14 protein-coding genes are annotated in these 16,819 nt (G+C 57.9%); 9 read left to right on the forward strand and 5 right to left on the reverse strand.

Annotated features, from left to right (window positions below; genetic code table 11):
* Positions 1–227: 227 nt before the first annotated feature.
* Positions 228–1,742, forward strand: coding sequence for a catalase (locus ACJ5NV_RS05810; RefSeq protein WP_411642689.1), 1,515 nt, complete (start codon positions 228–230; stop codon positions 1,740–1,742).
* Between the two features lie 36 nt (positions 1,743–1,778).
* On the opposite strand, the gene ACJ5NV_RS05815 is transcribed toward ACJ5NV_RS05810, so the two are convergent.
* The 5 genes from ACJ5NV_RS05815 to ACJ5NV_RS05835 form a co-directional block, all read right to left on the reverse strand.
* The gene (locus ACJ5NV_RS05815) at positions 1,779–3,413 is read right to left on the reverse strand and encodes an FAD/NAD(P)-binding protein (RefSeq protein WP_411642690.1); all 1,635 of its coding nucleotides are present in this window, start codon (positions 3,411–3,413) and stop codon (positions 1,779–1,781) included.
* A gap of 216 nt (positions 3,414–3,629) precedes the next feature.
* Positions 3,630–3,983, reverse strand: a complete 354-nt coding sequence (locus tag ACJ5NV_RS05820; protein WP_411642691.1) for a roadblock/LC7 domain-containing protein — start codon at positions 3,981–3,983, stop codon at positions 3,630–3,632.
* Positions 3,984–4,041: 58 nt separating this feature from the next.
* Positions 4,042–5,154 (reverse strand): dynamin family protein, encoded by a 1,113-nt coding sequence (locus ACJ5NV_RS05825; protein ID WP_411642692.1) that lies wholly within the window; start codon positions 5,152–5,154, stop codon positions 4,042–4,044.
* Positions 5,154–7,004 (reverse strand): dynamin family protein, encoded by a 1,851-nt coding sequence (locus tag ACJ5NV_RS05830; protein ID WP_411642693.1) that lies wholly within the window; start codon positions 7,002–7,004, stop codon positions 5,154–5,156. The genes ACJ5NV_RS05825 and ACJ5NV_RS05830 overlap by 1 nt, the downstream gene beginning before the upstream one ends.
* Positions 7,005–7,213: 209 nt before the next feature.
* Positions 7,214–8,098, reverse strand: coding sequence for a hypothetical protein (locus ACJ5NV_RS05835; protein WP_411642694.1), 885 nt, complete (start codon positions 8,096–8,098; stop codon positions 7,214–7,216).
* Between the two features lie 630 nt (positions 8,099–8,728).
* On the opposite strand from ACJ5NV_RS05835, the gene ccoN reads away from it, so the two are divergent.
* The 8 genes from ccoN to ccoS all read left to right on the forward strand — a co-directional run bounded on the left by ccoN (position 8,729) and on the right by ccoS (position 16,745).
* Positions 8,729–10,324 (forward strand): cytochrome-c oxidase, cbb3-type subunit I, encoded by a 1,596-nt coding sequence (gene ccoN / locus ACJ5NV_RS05840; RefSeq protein ID WP_411642695.1) that lies wholly within the window; start codon positions 8,729–8,731, stop codon positions 10,322–10,324.
* Between the two features lie 4 nt (positions 10,325–10,328).
* Complete coding sequence (gene ccoO, locus ACJ5NV_RS05845) at positions 10,329–11,150, forward strand: cytochrome-c oxidase, cbb3-type subunit II (RefSeq protein WP_411642696.1); 822 nt, start codon at positions 10,329–10,331, stop codon at positions 11,148–11,150.
* Between the two features lie 10 nt (positions 11,151–11,160).
* Positions 11,161–11,385 (forward strand): cbb3-type cytochrome c oxidase subunit 3, encoded by a 225-nt coding sequence (locus tag ACJ5NV_RS05850; RefSeq protein WP_411642697.1) that lies wholly within the window; start codon positions 11,161–11,163, stop codon positions 11,383–11,385.
* Positions 11,385–12,311, forward strand: a complete 927-nt coding sequence (gene ccoP / locus ACJ5NV_RS05855) for a cytochrome-c oxidase, cbb3-type subunit III (protein ID WP_411642698.1) — start codon at positions 11,385–11,387, stop codon at positions 12,309–12,311. The genes ACJ5NV_RS05850 and ccoP overlap by 1 nt, the downstream gene beginning before the upstream one ends.
* A 159-nt stretch (positions 12,312–12,470) precedes the next feature.
* Entirely contained in the window at positions 12,471–14,006 is a 1,536-nt protein-coding gene (gene ccoG / locus ACJ5NV_RS05860) for a cytochrome c oxidase accessory protein CcoG (protein WP_411642699.1), read from the forward strand.
* Entirely contained in the window at positions 14,003–14,449 is a 447-nt protein-coding gene (locus tag ACJ5NV_RS05865) for a FixH family protein (protein ID WP_411642700.1), read from the forward strand. Before ccoG ends, ACJ5NV_RS05865 begins: the two co-directional genes overlap by 4 nt.
* Positions 14,446–16,590: a heavy metal translocating P-type ATPase gene (locus ACJ5NV_RS05870; protein ID WP_411642701.1), complete on the forward strand. Its 2,145-nt coding sequence runs from the start codon at positions 14,446–14,448 to the stop codon at positions 16,588–16,590. Before ACJ5NV_RS05865 ends, ACJ5NV_RS05870 begins: the two co-directional genes overlap by 4 nt.
* The gene (gene ccoS, locus ACJ5NV_RS05875) at positions 16,587–16,745 is read left to right on the forward strand and encodes a cbb3-type cytochrome oxidase assembly protein CcoS (RefSeq protein ID WP_411642702.1); all 159 of its coding nucleotides are present in this window, start codon (positions 16,587–16,589) and stop codon (positions 16,743–16,745) included. The genes ACJ5NV_RS05870 and ccoS overlap by 4 nt, the downstream gene beginning before the upstream one ends.
* The last annotated feature ends 74 nt before the right edge of the window (positions 16,746–16,819 follow it).

A 16,819-nucleotide genomic window follows, 5' to 3' on the forward strand; every position in this document is an offset into this window, starting at 1 on the left:
CTCAACTGGCCTTTGCACGGTGATCTGGCCATAGACGATGATCCGGAAGGGAACAACCGTGGCTATGGGGGTGAATATGCAGGCTAAGCGCCTATTCCCGAGCAGGGATAGTGCGATCGTACCCCACGGAATGGGGCTGATCTCGGAACTTTTGCCAATGTGTGCGTGTTGGTTTTTGCGTTCCGGTCCAAGGCCGGCCACCCATTTTTCAGAAAAAAGGTAGCCTCATGACAAAGAAGCCAACTCTCACCTCATCCTCGGGTAAGCCATATCCCACAAATGAAACCTCGCAGACGGCCGGGGCGCGTGGTCCGCTGTTGATGGAAGATCACTACCTGATGGAAAAGCTGGCTCATCAGAACCGGGAGCGTATTCCGGAACGTGTGGTTCACGCTAAGGGCTGGGGTCTTCAGGGAAAATTCCGCGTCACACATGACGTCACGAAGTATACCCGCGCCAAGATGTTTTCCGAAATCGGGAAAGAGACTGAAATGCTGTCCCGCTGGTCGACTGTCGCGGGCGAACGCGGTGCTGCTGATGCGGAACGTGACGTGCGGGGCTTTAGCCTGAAATTCTACACCGAAGAAGGCAATTGGGATATGGTTGGCAACAACACACCCGTCTTTTTCGTTCGCGATGCGTTCAAATTTCCTGATTTCATCCGCACACAAAAACGCCACCCCAAAACCAACATGCGCAGCCCCGAAGCGATGTTTGATTTCTGGGCCGGGCAGCCGGAAAGTGTGCATCAGGTCACGATCTTGATGTCTGACCGGGGCATTCCGCGCAGCCCTGCCCATATGAATGGCTACGGCAGCCATACGTTTTCGATGTGGAACGCCGCAGGTGAACGCCACTGGGTCAAGTTCCATTTCCGCACGCATCAGGGCCATGAATGGTACAGCGACGCCAAAGCGGCCGAGATTATTGGCCAGACGCGCGAAAGCTATTCGGAAGAGCTGTGGAATATGGTCGAGGCGGGCAATTTTCCCAAATGGACTCTGTTCATTCAGGTCATGACCGAAGAAGAGGCAATGGAAACACCTTTCAACCCGTTCGATCTGACGAAGGTTTGGCCGCATGGGGATTACCCCCTGATTGAGGTCGGCGAGGTGACGATGGATACCGTTCCTGAAAACTACTTCCAGCTTGTCGAAAACGCGGCCTTTAACCCCAATAACATCGTACCGGGCATTGGGTTTTCGCCTGACAAAATGCTGCAAGCGCGGGTCTTTTCTTATGCGGATGCGCACCGCTATCGCATCGGCACCCATTACGAGGCACTACCAGCGAATGCACCCAAGAATGCACCGGTGAACCACTATCACAAAGACGGGTCAATGCGGTTCTTCACCAATGATTTTGGCAATCCGAACGCCTATTATGAGCCGAACCAGTATGACGGCCCGGTGGCGGATGAAAGCGTGACAGAGCCGCCCTTGCGGATCGATCCAGAGGCTGTGGCCGCCCGCTTTAAGCAGGAAGAATCAGATATTGATTACGTCCAGCCGCGCGCGCTTTATGCCGAGGTGCTGAATAACGATGAGCGTGACCGCCTGCACAAGAATATGGCGGGCGGCATGGCACCAGTGTCAGACAGTGTGAAAGAACGCTGGTTGGCGGTGCTGAAGAAGGTCCACCCGGATTACGAGGCGGGTGTGCGTCAAGCGTTGGAAACTGGCAATCATGGCGATCCATCGCTGCCGGTCACGGACGATACACCGTTGGAAGTGGCCGACTAACCGCAATGGGCGGCGGGTACAGCCCGCCGCCTGTTACTAATTTCCCAGCCGCCCGACCACGCCTTCGGCCCAGCGGTCACTGGCCGCACCAAAGCAATCATGCAGTGAATCCACAGCGATCACGCTGCCAAGCGCCAGCCGTCCCAACAAACACAGCCCCGGCGCGATGTTTCCGTCCTCTGCGATGAGACTGCCATCCGCCGCGATGTTTGCACCAAACCCTTCTGAAATGGGGTGTAACTGTCCGCTCTTCAGGAGCGCGTTCACCAGCGGTGCGGTGATCTTTTCCAGATCGGGCGCGGGCATCACGGCGTCAATCATAACCGACGCTGTCTGAACCTGCCCATCACAGGTCAGCGTCCATCCAGCCTCTACCAGCGCGATATCGGGATCAGCGGTGTAGTCTAGGTCGACAATCCCTGCATCGTTCAGCGCGGCCAATTCGAGGGCGGATGATAGCGGTGGACCATAAGAGTAGCGTTTCATCCCTTCATCGAATCCAACGATGACTTTCGCGGTTTCGGGCGGTGTCTCGGCGGGGTTATAGCCGACGCGCAGCTGATCCTGCCATTTCCGCCATATTTGCCCGATCGTGTATCCGATGGTGGGAGGGGTTGCCCCTTCGGCCAGCGCGATGCCTTGCTGCAGAACGGCATGGGCGCCGCCAGTTTCCTGATCGCCGGGTGCTGACCATTCTGTGTCTAGCCAGTCTGCCACATCCTGAGGATCGGTGGGTGCGCCGCATTCCTGCTGGATGCGTGTCACCACCGGGATCAGCGCTGTATTGATCAGGTAGGGAACGCTATCAGGTGTCACATTTGCGGCTTCGGTGATCGCAACAGAGAACGCTTCAGTTTCTTCGGGGCGGGGGGTGAATCTTGCGTCCAGCGCCTCTGTCGCGGGTTTTGGAAAGGGGGGCTTGCCGTCGAGCGAGAACGGCAGGATGCTGGCCGGTTCGCGGCCTGACGGTTGATACCCCCCATCCGCGAACACCCCGCCCTGCGCCTGTGTCAGCACGCGGATGATATCAAAGGCGGATAAGGCCAGACCCCGGATCGCCACGACCTGTCCTGACCAACCCGCCGCAGCGTCCTGCAATTGCCACGCGGGATACGCATTGGCGAGCGTACCCGCCGCATTTTGCGTATGATCCTGCCATTCCGCCCATTGGTCATCCGGGACGACATCGGGTTGGCCGAGTGTTAGCAGAACCTCGGCGTAGGGGCCGTGTTGCTGGCCATCGACGCGCAGCATCCAACCATCGTCAGTATGATCAATCGCCTCCACCGGCTTTGTAGAGCGGCTGACATGCAGACTGTCGTGATCGAGCACATCCTCCAAACGGGCCTCTAAATAGCGGCCCAGATCGGCGCGCGTCGGAAAGCTGTCGGGATCGGGTGTTTCACTTAGCCATTCGGCGAAATTTCCGCAGCGCAAGAACGTCGGTGCGCGGATCGCGATGTCGCGGATCGGGATATTCAGCAGGCAGCTCGGGCTTTCTTGCGGGTCGAAATTCGGCCCAGCCCCGCAGGCCGGAAACGGATCGAAAAGATTTATAGTCAATGGGGCGTCGTCGGGGGGTAATTTTTCTGCCAATGCCTCCAGCGCGCCCAAGCCTCTGGGTCCGACGCCGATAATGGCAATGCGCGGGGCTGACTTGGCATGATTCATATTTTCGTATCCACGGGATGTTACCAGACTGATAAAGGAACTGTCCTGAGGCAATCAGGGTTCCAATGGGTGGTCTGTTCTGTGGATGGGGAAGGCCCTTACTGGGCGCGCTATATCCTATTCGGACATCTTTGGGCTTTAGCGACCCGCGGTGTTCTTATCGAAAACCCTATGGATGCGGGCGAAATTCGCCCGCACCAGATGCCATAGCGCCAATTAAAGGCTAATGGATTGCTCGACTTTTTTGACCTGAACGCGTGCCATACCCAGATTGGCCGCTTTCTTGTCCAATGCGACGTAAAGGAAGACTTTCGGGGATTTTTCAAGCGGGCGGATCAAGTGAAACTGCTTGCCGAGGGTGATCAGGATGTCGTCGATATGATCATCCAGATCAAGCATTTCGATCGCGGAAAGCTTTGCTTTTACGACTTCTGTGTTGGCGGCACCGGCTGCCTCCAGATCGAATTTGCCGCCGCCTTCAGACGCCATCATCAGGCCGGTTTCACTATCGACCATACATGCGCCGATGAAGCCGCCGATGTCGCTCAGTCCAGAAATATCAATTGCCATGGTGTGTTCCTTACTCGTTAACTTGGGGTTGGTTTCGTGTGTTAGCGCCGCGTTTTCGTCAGTCGCCCGGTCTTGTTTCGGTTTCGTTGAGCCGACACCAAGCACCTTTTGTAAAATCCGCAACTTCTTGCTCCAACTGAATCTTCACTCGCTCAAAAGCGAGGTCACTCAAACTACGCGTCGATAAACCCGCAACGAGCACGCGAAGATGCGTGTCGTCGACGCCCTTCTTTGCGCGCAATAAGTCCACAGCGTGTTCAATTGTGGCTAAAAGTTTGGCTTTTGTGTCTGATGATGCAATGTCAGCTTGTAGCTTTGAAAGCTGCGCGCGTAAGTCAGCTTTTGCGTCATCTTCCGACAGTTCTGTGGCCGGAGCGACCGCTTTCGGATCACCTGTTGCGGGCTCCATTTCAACCGTATCGCGTGCGTCACAGGCTGTTTGAGCACGCGCAACGGCCGCCCTGATCGCCTTAAGCAACTCGGCAGCACCGCTATCGCGCCAGACCTGCATATCGGTTGTCGCGCCTGCTGCATTTGCGCTTAATGCGCGTGTTGATGACACCGGATGGATGCCGCCAAAAAGCGGGCCGGTCTCTTTTTGCAGCCGTTTGATAACCTTGCCGATGCTGGCGGGGTCATCCAGCTGGTCGGTGCGCGTCACTGCAAGCAAACTGTTTTCACGAAGCCCTTCTGGCAGCATCTTCCACGCGGCTTTTTCTGACTGACGCCATGCTTGATTGGCCGCAGTGCACCAGACGGCAAAGTCGATGAAATCTTCGATGATGCGTAGTGATCCAACCGCGATGCGCGGATCGGATATGCCGGGTGTATCCACCACGTCGCACCGTTCCAGCAGGGGACTGTCATGTGTCATACGCACCAGCGCATAATTTTCCAGCATGTCCCAACTGGGTGCACTATGTGCAATAGGATCGGCGTGACCATCCGCCCCGAAACCCTGCCATGACAGCGCGGGTCCATGGGTCAGCCAGATCAGCGGCAGCTTTGTCGCGGTCACCCGCGCGGGCAGAAACGACTGCCCAAGCAGCACGTTGAGCAGGGTCGATTTCCCAGCGCTGAACTCGCCCATCAATGCAAAGACCGGGCGTTGGCTGAACCACGCCCCCATCTGCAGCGCAAGGCGGTCCGTCCCGTCGGTGTGATCCGGCATCAGTCGACCTTCTCGATATCAAGCTCTGCGACAATCGCATTTAGCCCATCGAGGCGCGCCTTGATTTCATCGTTGAGTCCAAGCTGGTTGCGGATCTCTGATCGTTGCTGTGGGCCGTCGATTTCGGCAAGGTTTTCCAGCGTTCTGACATGCGCGGCGATGAAGCCGTGCAATTGATCACTGGCCGCCTTGATGAAATCTGCGATGTAGATGTCTTGTATGTCTTTGATTGTTGCGCGCATTTCATCGCCGGCCACGTCTTCAAAGCGTTTGACGAACGCATCTTTGCCGCGCCCCTTTGAAAACCACGTCTCGAACCAGTTGCTAGTGATGTCGATGGTCATCGACTGCATCAGCAATGTCGGCATTGGTGCCGGGGCAGGGGTAGGGGCCAGGATTGTCAGAAACTGACTGTCAGCGTCGAGAATACGGTCATAGAACTTCGAAATCATCTTGGCGCTATCCGCAAAGACGGCCTTCACCGCGTCACGACCCGCCGTATCAAAAGCTGCATAGGCCGAGTTCAGTGCGCGCCGCAGTTTTTCAGTGTCGGCAGACCAGTCGCCGGTTTTGCCGCCTTTTGATACGATCGCGTCAATCGCCCTTTTTTCGTCGCTGATAAAAGCAAGATAGGCGGCGGACATATCGTAAAGGACCTGCTGGCGACATTGCTTGGCGATTGCTTGAAAGGATGCTTTGCTCTGTGTCACCAGATAGGCCAAATCTTTGGCGAGCTCTTCACGGTTCAAATCTGCGCGCGTTGGCGTCGCATTGTCGCGCGATTGCTGCAACAGCAGGATGGACTGCCTGCATGTGTCCAGCGCGCTTTGTTGGATTTTGTTCAGCAGGGGGATGCCGACAGTCTCTGCGCCCTTGTATTCAATGATCTGGCGCAGCGCATTCAGACCCGACATGTCCTGCGCGTTGGCGTCTTGTTGCTCTTCTTTCGCCTCATGCTGATCGCGTGCCCAACGGGCGCTGCCAAAGATGATCGGGAGGTCTTTTTGCAAGCCTTGATCGGCGAGGGCGGAGCGGATGTAAGTTTCAATTTCCTGGACTTGGCGTTCCGGGTCGGACAGTTCGTCAATGCGATTGATGAACAGGACAATCTGCTCTTGGCGGAGCGCCATCAGAATGCGCATCAATGCGATATCAACAGTGGTGAAGGCTTGATGCGCGCTAAGCACGATCACACAGATGTCGGAATCCGACAGGCTGTCCAGCGTGACTGTTTCACGCACCAGAAACGGGTCGTTGACACCGGGCGTGTCCCGGATAACGGTTGGCAGATCATAGCGCGGATCGGCGATATAGATGTCCGCCGATTTGGTCAGATCGGCAAACCGACCCTCAGATGTGGTCAGGCCTTCCTCTTCCTCGCCAAGGCAGACGTAGCGCTTGATTAGCTTGGCATTGATGCCTGCGAATTTGTGCGAATTGCCAAGAAGATAAGTGAAATTCTTGCCCAGTCGCCGCTGCGCGTTTGATTGCATCAGTTCAATCTGCGCACGGATGTCGGACAGTTCATCCTCAAAATTGGCACGCTGCGCTGCTTCACCAAGGCGCCCGCCGATTTCGACCATGTTCTTCCATTCCTCTTCGGTGAAGAATGTAAAAATGGCGCTGTCAGGCGTGGATTTGGCCGCGTTGATATGCACGGACGTGATGACGCTGGTCCACGGATTCACATCCGAGGGCAGCAGCTTTGGCCGGTTGATCAGACCATTGGTCAGCGCAGTCTTGCCCGCCTTTACCTGACCGACCAGTGAAACCCTGACGGCGAAATCCCGGATTTCACTCTGCAGTGCCGCAATTTCCGGAAGCGCATCCGGGACAACATACTGCTGCATGCGTGACAAGATCAAAGAAAGGGAATCAAGCTCACTACGTACTTGCTTGGCCGCAATGGGCAACGGCTGATCGGTCGGTTGTTGAAAACCGCCGAGAGAATAATCGAAAGACACTTACTACCTACACTCACAAAAGACACCCGTTCACACACACGGCTGTGCTCGCAGTTATTTGTGGTCATACTATGGCGATTTCAAGCTGGGCTGGCTTAAAGGACAGTCGCGACATTGGAATTCGCGAAGGTTAGCGATGTTTCGTCACTCCGGAACTGAATTTTAACCAATGTGTCGCCTGCTGACCCGAACAAAGTCATCTTGGTCGCACCTGTCTTACCCGCGCCTTGCAGGCATGCTGTGGCGATGCCACGCGCAGTATTGAGCTGGTCGAACCGGGCATCCTGCGGGCAAGAGAGCGGCCAGGTGTCAGGCGAAAAACGCCAGCCGCCGTCTGCGTTCCGTTGCGCCCCATTCGCCGCAGTCACGAAGTCGGCGATTTGCCAGGTCATGTCGCCATTCGCGGGATCATCGCGCAGGCTGTATTGTACAACCGCTCCGGCCTCGACCGCTTTACAAACCATATCGCAAAGCTCCGTCAGGTTGCGGCATCCTTCTACCAAGTTGAACCCGCACGGCGCGGCGTCAATGATCGTGATCGCACCACCGATATCCAGTGCGATACGGCGAGGGATTTCACAGCAACCGATCCGTTCCAGAATGCGCCATAAAACGGTGCGTTCTTTCTGCATGGTTGTCGTATCGGGCAGGGCAGGGGCCGCAACAGGATGGGTCGGAAGCTTCACCAATCGCGGCAGAAGCAGCCCAAGATTCAGCGATGCGGTACCTTGAATAACGAGGTTCCCCTGACTGGACACAACGTGGCAGTATTCTTTGCCATGCACAGCAAGCGTGCAGATATTCCCGGCTGCGGGCAGCTGTCGCCAAATCTGTAAAGCCGCCGCTGCGAGATCAGGCTGCATATCACCGTCTGATTGCCCGCGCGTCCATAAAAGGGAAAGTGATTGTGTATCGAAGCCATAGACATGGGTGAATGCCGTGGTGCGGCTGATGGGCCAAGAATCAAAATCTATATTCATGTCGCTTTTCCGCTGTATCAGCCGACCAATGTCACGTTTGATCAAAAGGAACATGATGCCGATAGCGCCACACTTCAACCGTGCGTGATTGCGGGTCGCTGATATATCGCATTTTAGGATTCCGACTTGTTTTCAGGGGCAGAGCAATTTTGATAGGCCTCCAATGGCGCGACAAGCTGGGCGGACAGACAGCCTGTTCGAACTTTGATACTCGGTTGTCGTTTGCATTCATAAGGCGACTGGAGTCATTCGATTTGTACTTTCAGGTTAATTTTATTTGCGGCCGAAGCGTACATGATTGCACTTGGCAGTGATCGGAAATTTAGACCAAGTCTGCACTACTTCGATCAAGAAGTGAACGCTGCCTGATCCTGCGGGCCGGCTTGTCATATGGTGCAGGGTCGCTTCGCACTCGACCAGTTTGGCGGAAGGTAGGATCGCTTTCGTCTCAGCTAAACTTGGTTGGCTATCGTTTCTCGGGGCACGATGCGCTCCTGCCTTTGTAACGCTTGGTGGCGACACGGTCGCATGAATTGATCCAAATCAAAGCTAACCAGTCCGCTGCATGGCAGAACCCCGTCGACAGGCGCTCCCATTTGTTTGCGGCGCGCGCACCGGAGCGAGGGTTGTATGGCTGTTTTCAGGATGATTTCATTGGCCATTGTGGCCCTGCTGGCTGCAATTGCTGCGGATTGGGGCCGCGACTTGGCCTATTCGTTTCACGCGCTTCTGGTGATGGTCATCGCGGCGGCACTTTGCATTTGGGAGATTCGTCGTTTCGACGAGCCTACCCCGAATCCAGACTTGTCCGGCTATATGGATGGGCCAATTCGCGCGGGCGTTATCGCGACGGCCTTCTGGGGTATCGCCGGATTTCTTGTCGGGACCTTTATCGCCTTCCAGCTCGCCTTCCCCGAGCTCAACTTCGATTGGTCCGAAGGGTATGCTAATTTTGGGCGCCTGCGGCCATTGCACACCAGCGCAGTGATCTTTGCTTTTGGCGGCAATGCTTTGATCGCCACATCTTTTTATGTGGTTCAGCGCACCAGTGCCGCGCGGCTTTGGGGTGGCAATTTGGCTTGGTTTGTTTTCTGGGGCTACCAGCTTTTTATCGTGCTTGCCGCCACTGGATACCTTCTGGGCGCGACGCAGTCGAAGGAATACGCCGAGCCGGAGTGGTACGTCGATATCTGGCTCACCATCGTCTGGGTCGCATATCTTGCCGTCTTCCTCGGAACGCTCGTCAAACGCCGCGAGCCGCACATCTACGTCGCGAACTGGTTTTATCTCGCCTTCATCGTCACTGTGGCGATGCTGCATGTAGTCAACAACCTGTCGATTCCCGTGTCCATCTTTGGTGCGAAATCGGTGCAGGTATTTGCTGGTGTGCAGGATGCAATGACGCAGTGGTGGTATGGCCATAACGCCGTAGGCTTCTTCCTGACGGCTGGGTTCCTTGGCATGATGTATTATTTCGTGCCCAAGCAGGCAGGCCGGCCGATCTACAGCTACAAGCTGTCGATTATCCACTTCTGGGCCTTGATCTTTCTTTATATCTGGGCCGGTCCCCACCATCTGCACTACACTGCGCTGCCCGACTGGGCATCGACGCTTGGTATGGTATTTTCGATAATCCTATGGATGCCCTCATGGGGCGGCATGATCAACGGGCTGATGACGCTCGAAGGTGCCTGGGACAAGATCAGGACCGATCCGATCATCCGCATGTTCGTGGCCTCACTGGCCTTCTATGGGATGAGTACGTTCGAGGGTCCGATGATGTCGATCCGCGCCGTCAATTCGCTCAGCCACTATACCGATTGGACCATCGGGCATGTGCACTCTGGTGCGCTTGGCTGGAACGGTCTGATCACCTTCGCCTGCCTCTATTTCCTGACCCCGAAACTTTGGGGCCGAGACAGGATGTATTCGGTCGCGGCGATCAACTGGCACTTTTGGCTCGCGACGATCGGCATCGTTCTCTACGCGGCCTCGATGTGGGTCACCGGGATCATGGAAGGCCTTATGTGGCGCGAAGTTGATGATCAGGGTTTCCTCGTCAATTCCTTTGCTGACACTGTCGCCGCCAAGTTCCCGATGTATGTGGTCCGCGCCATAGGCGGCGTCTTTTACCTGACCGGGGCGCTTCTGATGGTCTGGAACATGTGGATGACGATCCGCGGGCCAGCGTTAAGCGCCACAACCACCGCCGTACCTGCGGAGTAAGATAATGACAAAGCACAACGATAGCATCGCCCCCCCCCAAGATGACCCGAAGGTTGTTCAACTGGGCGATGGCGGCATTCCCAATGAATTACCGCAGCACACGACCCTTCTCGACAGGCACGGCACCATTGAGCGCAACGCATCGCTGCTTCTTGTGTTCTCCTTTCTCGTCGTGACGATTGGCGGCATCGTCGAGATCGCGCCGCTTTTCTGGCTGGAAAATACCATCGAAGACGTCGAGGGTGTGCGCCCCTATAGCCCGTTGGAGCTGACGGGCAGAGATATCTACATCCGCGAGGGATGCTATGTCTGCCACAGCCAGATGATCCGGCCGATGCGCGACGAGGTGGAGCGCTACGGCCATTACAGCCTCGCCGCCGAGTCCATGTACGACCACCCCTTCCAGTGGGGCTCCAAGCGTACCGGACCGGATCTCGCCCGTGTGGGGGGGCGCTATTCGGATGAATGGCATGTCGATCATTTCATCAATCCACAAAGCGTGGTGCCCGAAAGCATCATGCCGAAATATGACTACCTGCTGCGCACCTCCATCGACGCCGAATATATCGAGGATTTGCTGCAGACTCACGCATTCGTCGGCGTGCCCTACACCGATGAAATGATCGACACAGCGGCTGCGGATTTCCGCGTTCAGGTCGATCCCTTCGGCGATTGGGATGGATTACTTGAACGCTACCCCGGCGCGCAGGTGCGCAACTTCGATGGTCAGCCCCAATTAACCGAGATGGATGCCCTGATCGCCTATCTCCAGATGCTCGGCACGACGGTCGATTTTTCGACCTTCATCGCCGATGCCAGCCGCTAAGGACAATGCGATGCATGATACCTACACTCTGATGCGCGCGTTCGCCGACAGCTGGGCGCTTTTGATCCTGTTCGCGTTTTTTGTCGGCGCTTTTCTGTGGGTCTGGAGACCGGGCAGCCGACCGCTTCATGATGATGCCGCGCGGTCCATCTTCCGCGAAACGGCGGGGCCGCCCCGGCTCACCCATTTGGATTGCGATAAGCGACGCGCGGACACCGCAAAGGAGGGGCTCTAATGGTTGATAAGAAGGACAGCCCTCGCAATGTCGAGACGACCGGCCACAGTTGGGACGGGATTGAGGAGTACAACAACCCGCTTCCACGTTGGTGGCTCTGGACGTTCTATGCCACGATCGTATGGGGGTTGATCTACGCGATCCTCTATCCGGCCTTGCCGCTGGTAAAGGGCGCGACCGGCGGTGTTCTGGGATGGTCACAGCGGGCGGATGTCGCGGCGCAAATAGATGCGGTGACAGCAAGCCATGCCGAACTGCGTGCCGCGCTGGTCGAGACAGATCTTCGCGTGCTGGCCGAGAACGAGGCGCTGCATCGCTACGCAGTGCAGGCCGGTGCCGCATTATTTCGTAACAATTGTTCCCAATGTCACGGATCCGGTGCGGCGGGTGCAGTCGGATATCCGAATTTGCTGGACGATGACTGGCTGTGGGGTGGACGCATCGAGGATATCGCCCTGACAGTACGGCACGGCATCCGAAATGAGGAAGATCCCGACGCGCGGTTCAGTCAAATGCCAGCTTTCGGCGACCTACTGGAACGCGCCGAGATTGCCACCCTTGTGGCGCATGTTCAGGCATTACCCAATGGGGTTGCCCCTCTTGGCGGCGAAGGCGGAACGCTGTTTGGCGACAACTGCGCATCCTGTCATGGAGACGACGGACTGGGCAATCGTGATCTCGGGGCGCCCAATCTGACCGATGCTATCTGGCTCTATGCCTCTGACGACCAAAGCCTGACCAGACTGATTTCGGATGGGCCGTATGGCGTCATGCCGCCCTGGGGGGACCGGCTGGGCGAGCCGGGCGTGCGTGCGCTTTCTGCCTATGTCCACCAACTGGGCGGCGGAGAGGGCGAGACCGATACGTCGATAGAAGAGGCACCAGTCGCGACCGACGCCGCCCCGGAGGATGGCGCGCAAGAGTAGCGCCATCGCCTCTTTTCGCGCCAGATGCCGATGGTGCATGCGCGGGCGGCATTTGCACTGTTGCCGCCCGAACCGTTTCAGGGAGTCAATTGATACAGGTCAACGCGCCTTTCTTTGCGATCGGGCAGAAACGCCCAAGCGAACAGGAACCCATCTTTCATGAGCGATCAGCCAAACTCCCTCTATGCCGCGCGCGAACCGATTTTTCCCCGGCGGGTTTCGGGTGCCTTCCGGCGCCTAAAATGGCAAATCATGGTCCTCACTCTCGGCATCTATTACGTCACACCTTGGATACGCTGGGACCGTGGACCGTCGCTCCCGGATCAGGCGGTGCTGATCGACCTTGCTAACCGGCGCTTCTATTTTTTCTGGATCGAGATTTGGCCGCACGAATTTTACTTCGTCGCGGGCCTGCTGATCATGGCCGGGCTCGGCCTGTTTCTCTTTACGGCGGCCCTTGGCCGGGTTTGGTGCGGTTATACTTGTCCGCAAACGGTCTGGACCGATCTGTTTTTGGCAGTTGAACGCTGGGTGGAGGGCGACCGCAATGCACGGCTGCGCCTGCACAAGGCGCCCTGGCGCGCGCGGAAGTGGCAGCTGAAGGTCACGAAATGGGCGATCTGGCTGGCAATTTCCATCGCGACAGGGGGCGCTTGGGTTTTCTATTTTGCCGATGCGCCGACGCTGTTGCGTGATCTGTTGACCTTGCGCGCCGCGCCCGTCGCGTGGACGTCGATTGCAATCCTGACGGCTACGACCTTTGTCTTTGGTGGCTTCATGCGGGAACAAGTCTGCATCTACATGTGCCCCTGGCCCCGCATCCAAGGCGCAATGATGGACGACGGCACACTGACGGTCGCCTATCGCGACTGGCGCGGAGAGCCGCGAGGCAAGGGGCTCAAGCGGCAGAGCGCCGAGACGGAAATCACCAACGCTGCGGGGCCGCAGATCGGCGGGCGCTCACCGGTGGTCCCGATGCAGTATCGCGACGCAACGGGCGTCATTCGTCCGGATGAACCCCAGGCAGGCAAGGGTCCGGGCGACTGCATTGACTGTAACGCCTGCGTCAATGTCTGCCCGATGGGTATTGATATCCGCGATGGCCAGCAAATGGCCTGTATCACCTGCGCGCTCTGCATCGATGCCTGCGACGAAGTGATGGAAAAGGTCGGCCGCCCGCGCGGACTGATCGACTATCTCGCGCTATCCGACGCCCCGCGCGAACGGGCAGGAGGTGCCCCACAATCGCTTTGGCGACACGTGCTGCGGCTGCGCAACCTGATCTATTTCGGTTTGTGGTCCGCCATCGGCGTTGCACTGCTCGTGGCGCTGTTTCTGCGCCCGATGCTGGAATTGACCGTCTCGCCGGTCCGTAACCCGTCCTTTGTCACACTGTCAGACGGCAGCATCCGCAACGCGTATGACGTGCGGGTGCGTAACCGTCTTGGCGAGGCGCATGAAATAGAGCTAAGCCTCAATAGCGGGGATAGGCTGACCCTTGATGTCGAAGGCGAGGACATAGGGACCTTCACTGTACAGGCTGACACGCAACGTCTGATCCGGGTCTACGTCACCGCCCCAGCGGACGTGCCCGCCGCGCGTATCGACCGGACAGAGATCGACTTTGTCGTAACGGATCCGACCACAGGCGAAACCGCTTCGGTCGCGACAAGTTTTAATGGAGATGCACGATGACCGGCAGACCACTCAGCGGATTGCACGTCCTTGCCATGTTCATCGGCGGTTTTGGCGTCATCATCGGCGTCAATGTTACGCTGGCCGTCAACGCAGTTCGCACCTTCCCTGGTCTCGAAGTTGCCAATTCATATGTGGCAAGCCAGAGTTTCGATGCCCGCCGCGCCGCACAAGATGCGCTTGGGTGGGAAACACATGCCGCTTATGACAGTGGAATTCTGCGGCTCAGAGTAGAACAACAGGACGGCACGCGCATCGACCCCGCACAATTCAGCGCGATCATTGGTCGGCCCACCACACGGGCCGACGACGCTGACCTTGCCTTTGACGCACTGGGCGAAGCGCAAATTGCTTTGGCGCCAGGACGCTGGCGTTTGGATTTGCGGACGTCATCCGGCGCAGCACCGTTCGCCCAATCCCTGCTTTTCGAGGTCGCGCAATGACCGCCGCCTGTCCCGCCTGCGCTGGTGCCGCGGATATGGCTGTCGAAATCGCAGCGCAGGCGCCGTCCGAAAGCATCCTGCTGCATTTGCCCGACATAAACTGTGCCGGGTGTATTGCATCGGTTGAAACCGCTCTTGCAACGCTGCCCGGCGTGTATGATGCGCGGGTCAACCTGTCTCGCAAGCAAGCGCTGGTCCGGGGGGCGGCGCTCGACGCGGCCGAACTTATTGAGGGCCTTGCCGCCGTCGGGCATCGGGCGCAAACCCTCGACGAGGGCTTGCTCGCAGGCGAAAGCGACGAGATGCGTGGCCTTGTCCTGCGCACGGGTGTGGCAGGGTTCGCGATGATGAATGTGATGCTCTTGTCAGTGGCGGTTTGGTCGGGTGCGGCCGATGCGACCGAGCGACTGTTTCACTTGATCTCGGCCGCCATCGCCTTGCCCGCCGTCGTCTATTCTGCAAGGCCATTCTTCAGCTCTGCGCTTGGGGCGCTCAGGCATGGGCGTCTCAACATGGACGTCCCTATTTCGCTCGCGATACTTCTTGCGGCTATCGTTTCTCTCATCGGTGCGCTGCAAGGGGCGAACCGACACAGCTGGTTCGACGCCTCCTTGGCGCTGACCTTTTTTTTGCTGATCGGTCGCACCCTTGATCATGCCGGGCGAAGCGCCGCACGCTCCGCCGCCGCCGAACTTGCCGCGTTAAATGTTCCGCAAGCCGTCTTGCTGGCGGTGGATCAACAACGCGTGGTGCGTGCGGACAGCCTGTGCGCTGGTGACATGATTCTGGTCCGCCCCGGCGACCGGCTTCCGGCGGACGGCACCGTCGTGGACGGGCTAAGTGACATCGACCGATCCGCGCTGACAGGCGAGTCCGTGACCTTTTCGGTGACCAAGGGTGCCACGGTATCTGCGGGCGAGGTGAACCTGTCAGGCCCTCTCAGGGTCCGGGTTCTCCGTGCCGGCAATGACACCACGCTCAGCCAGTTAGCCGAACTGGTCGCAACCGCCGAGATGCAGCGGTCCCGCTTTAAAGGGCTCGCTGACCGGGCGGCGCGGGCCTATGCGCCACTTGTCCACATTATGGGTCTCGGTGCTTTTGCCGTTTGGTGGCACCTGACCGGCGACATATGGCATGCCACCGACGTGGCCATTGCCGTTCTGGTCATCACCTGTCCCTGCGCATTGGGCCTTGCCATTCCGGCCGTATCCGTCGTTGCGACCGGGCGCCTGTTCCGCAAGGGCCTGCTGGTTAAGTCCCGGACGGCGCTCGAAAGACTGGCAGAGATCGACTTGGTCGCGTTCGATAAGACAGGCACGCTGACGACAGGTGAAGCCCGTCTGGAGGGGACATACGACCATGCAGATCTGGCGCTCGCGGTCACACTGGCAGCAACATCGGCGCACCCCTATTCCAAAGCGCTTGTCGCTGCAGCGAAAGCCCGGAACATCGCGCCGGTCGACGCCAGCGATATCGTCGAGCAGGCCGGCCTTGGGATCGAAGCGGCCTTTGCGGGTCGAAAGGTCCGCCTTGGTCGCCCTTCCTGGATTGGGGTCACGGGCGACGGTGTGGGATTGGACAAGGGCGACGGCAATACTGTTCTCTTCGCATTCCGTGAAGAAGTTCGCGCAGATGCAGCCTCTGCTATCGCTCAGCTGCGCCAGTCAGGTCTGGCGGTCGCCCTACTGTCAGGCGACAGCGAAGAACCCTGTCGCCGGGTCGCCAGAAACTTGAAATTTGATGCGGTCGAATGCGCGTTGGCCCCCGATGGCAAGGCAACATGGGTTCGCGCCCAGCGGTCTGCAGGGCGTCGCGTTTTGATGGTGGGCGACGGGTTGAACGACACCGGCGCGCTGTCAGTCGCGCATGCCTCGGCTGCGATCGGTTCGGGGCTTGATGCCGCGCGAGCAGCATCAGACGTGGTTCTGTTGACAGCAGAACTGACGAAGCTGGCCGACCTGTTGCGGGTCAGCCGAGCGGGCGTTCGGCGAATGCGGCAGAACATCTGGTTCTCCGCTGTCTACAATATCATCGCCGTGCCTATCGCACTCGCGGGGCTCGCGACCCCTTTTCTCGCAGCCATTGCAATGTCTACGTCCTCGGTGACTGTTTCACTCAACGCCCTGAGGAAATTTCGATGAACGTCCTTGTCGTCTTGATCCCGGTCTCCGTCAGCCTCGGTCTTCTTGGCTTGGTCGGCTTTCTGTGGACCATGCGGGCGTCACAGTACGAAGATACCGAAGGGGACCGTCACCGTATTCTCGACCAGCGTTGGGATGACGCACCAAGAGATTAACTGGACACGCAGACAGGCCGGCAAGGGCTACCGTTTCAGTTAAAGCTTGAGATGTCTCTTTGTCAGTCCGCTAC

This window comes from Loktanella agnita, from assembly GCF_046640325.1.
Classification (GTDB): domain Bacteria; phylum Pseudomonadota; class Alphaproteobacteria; order Rhodobacterales; family Rhodobacteraceae; genus Yoonia; species Yoonia agnita.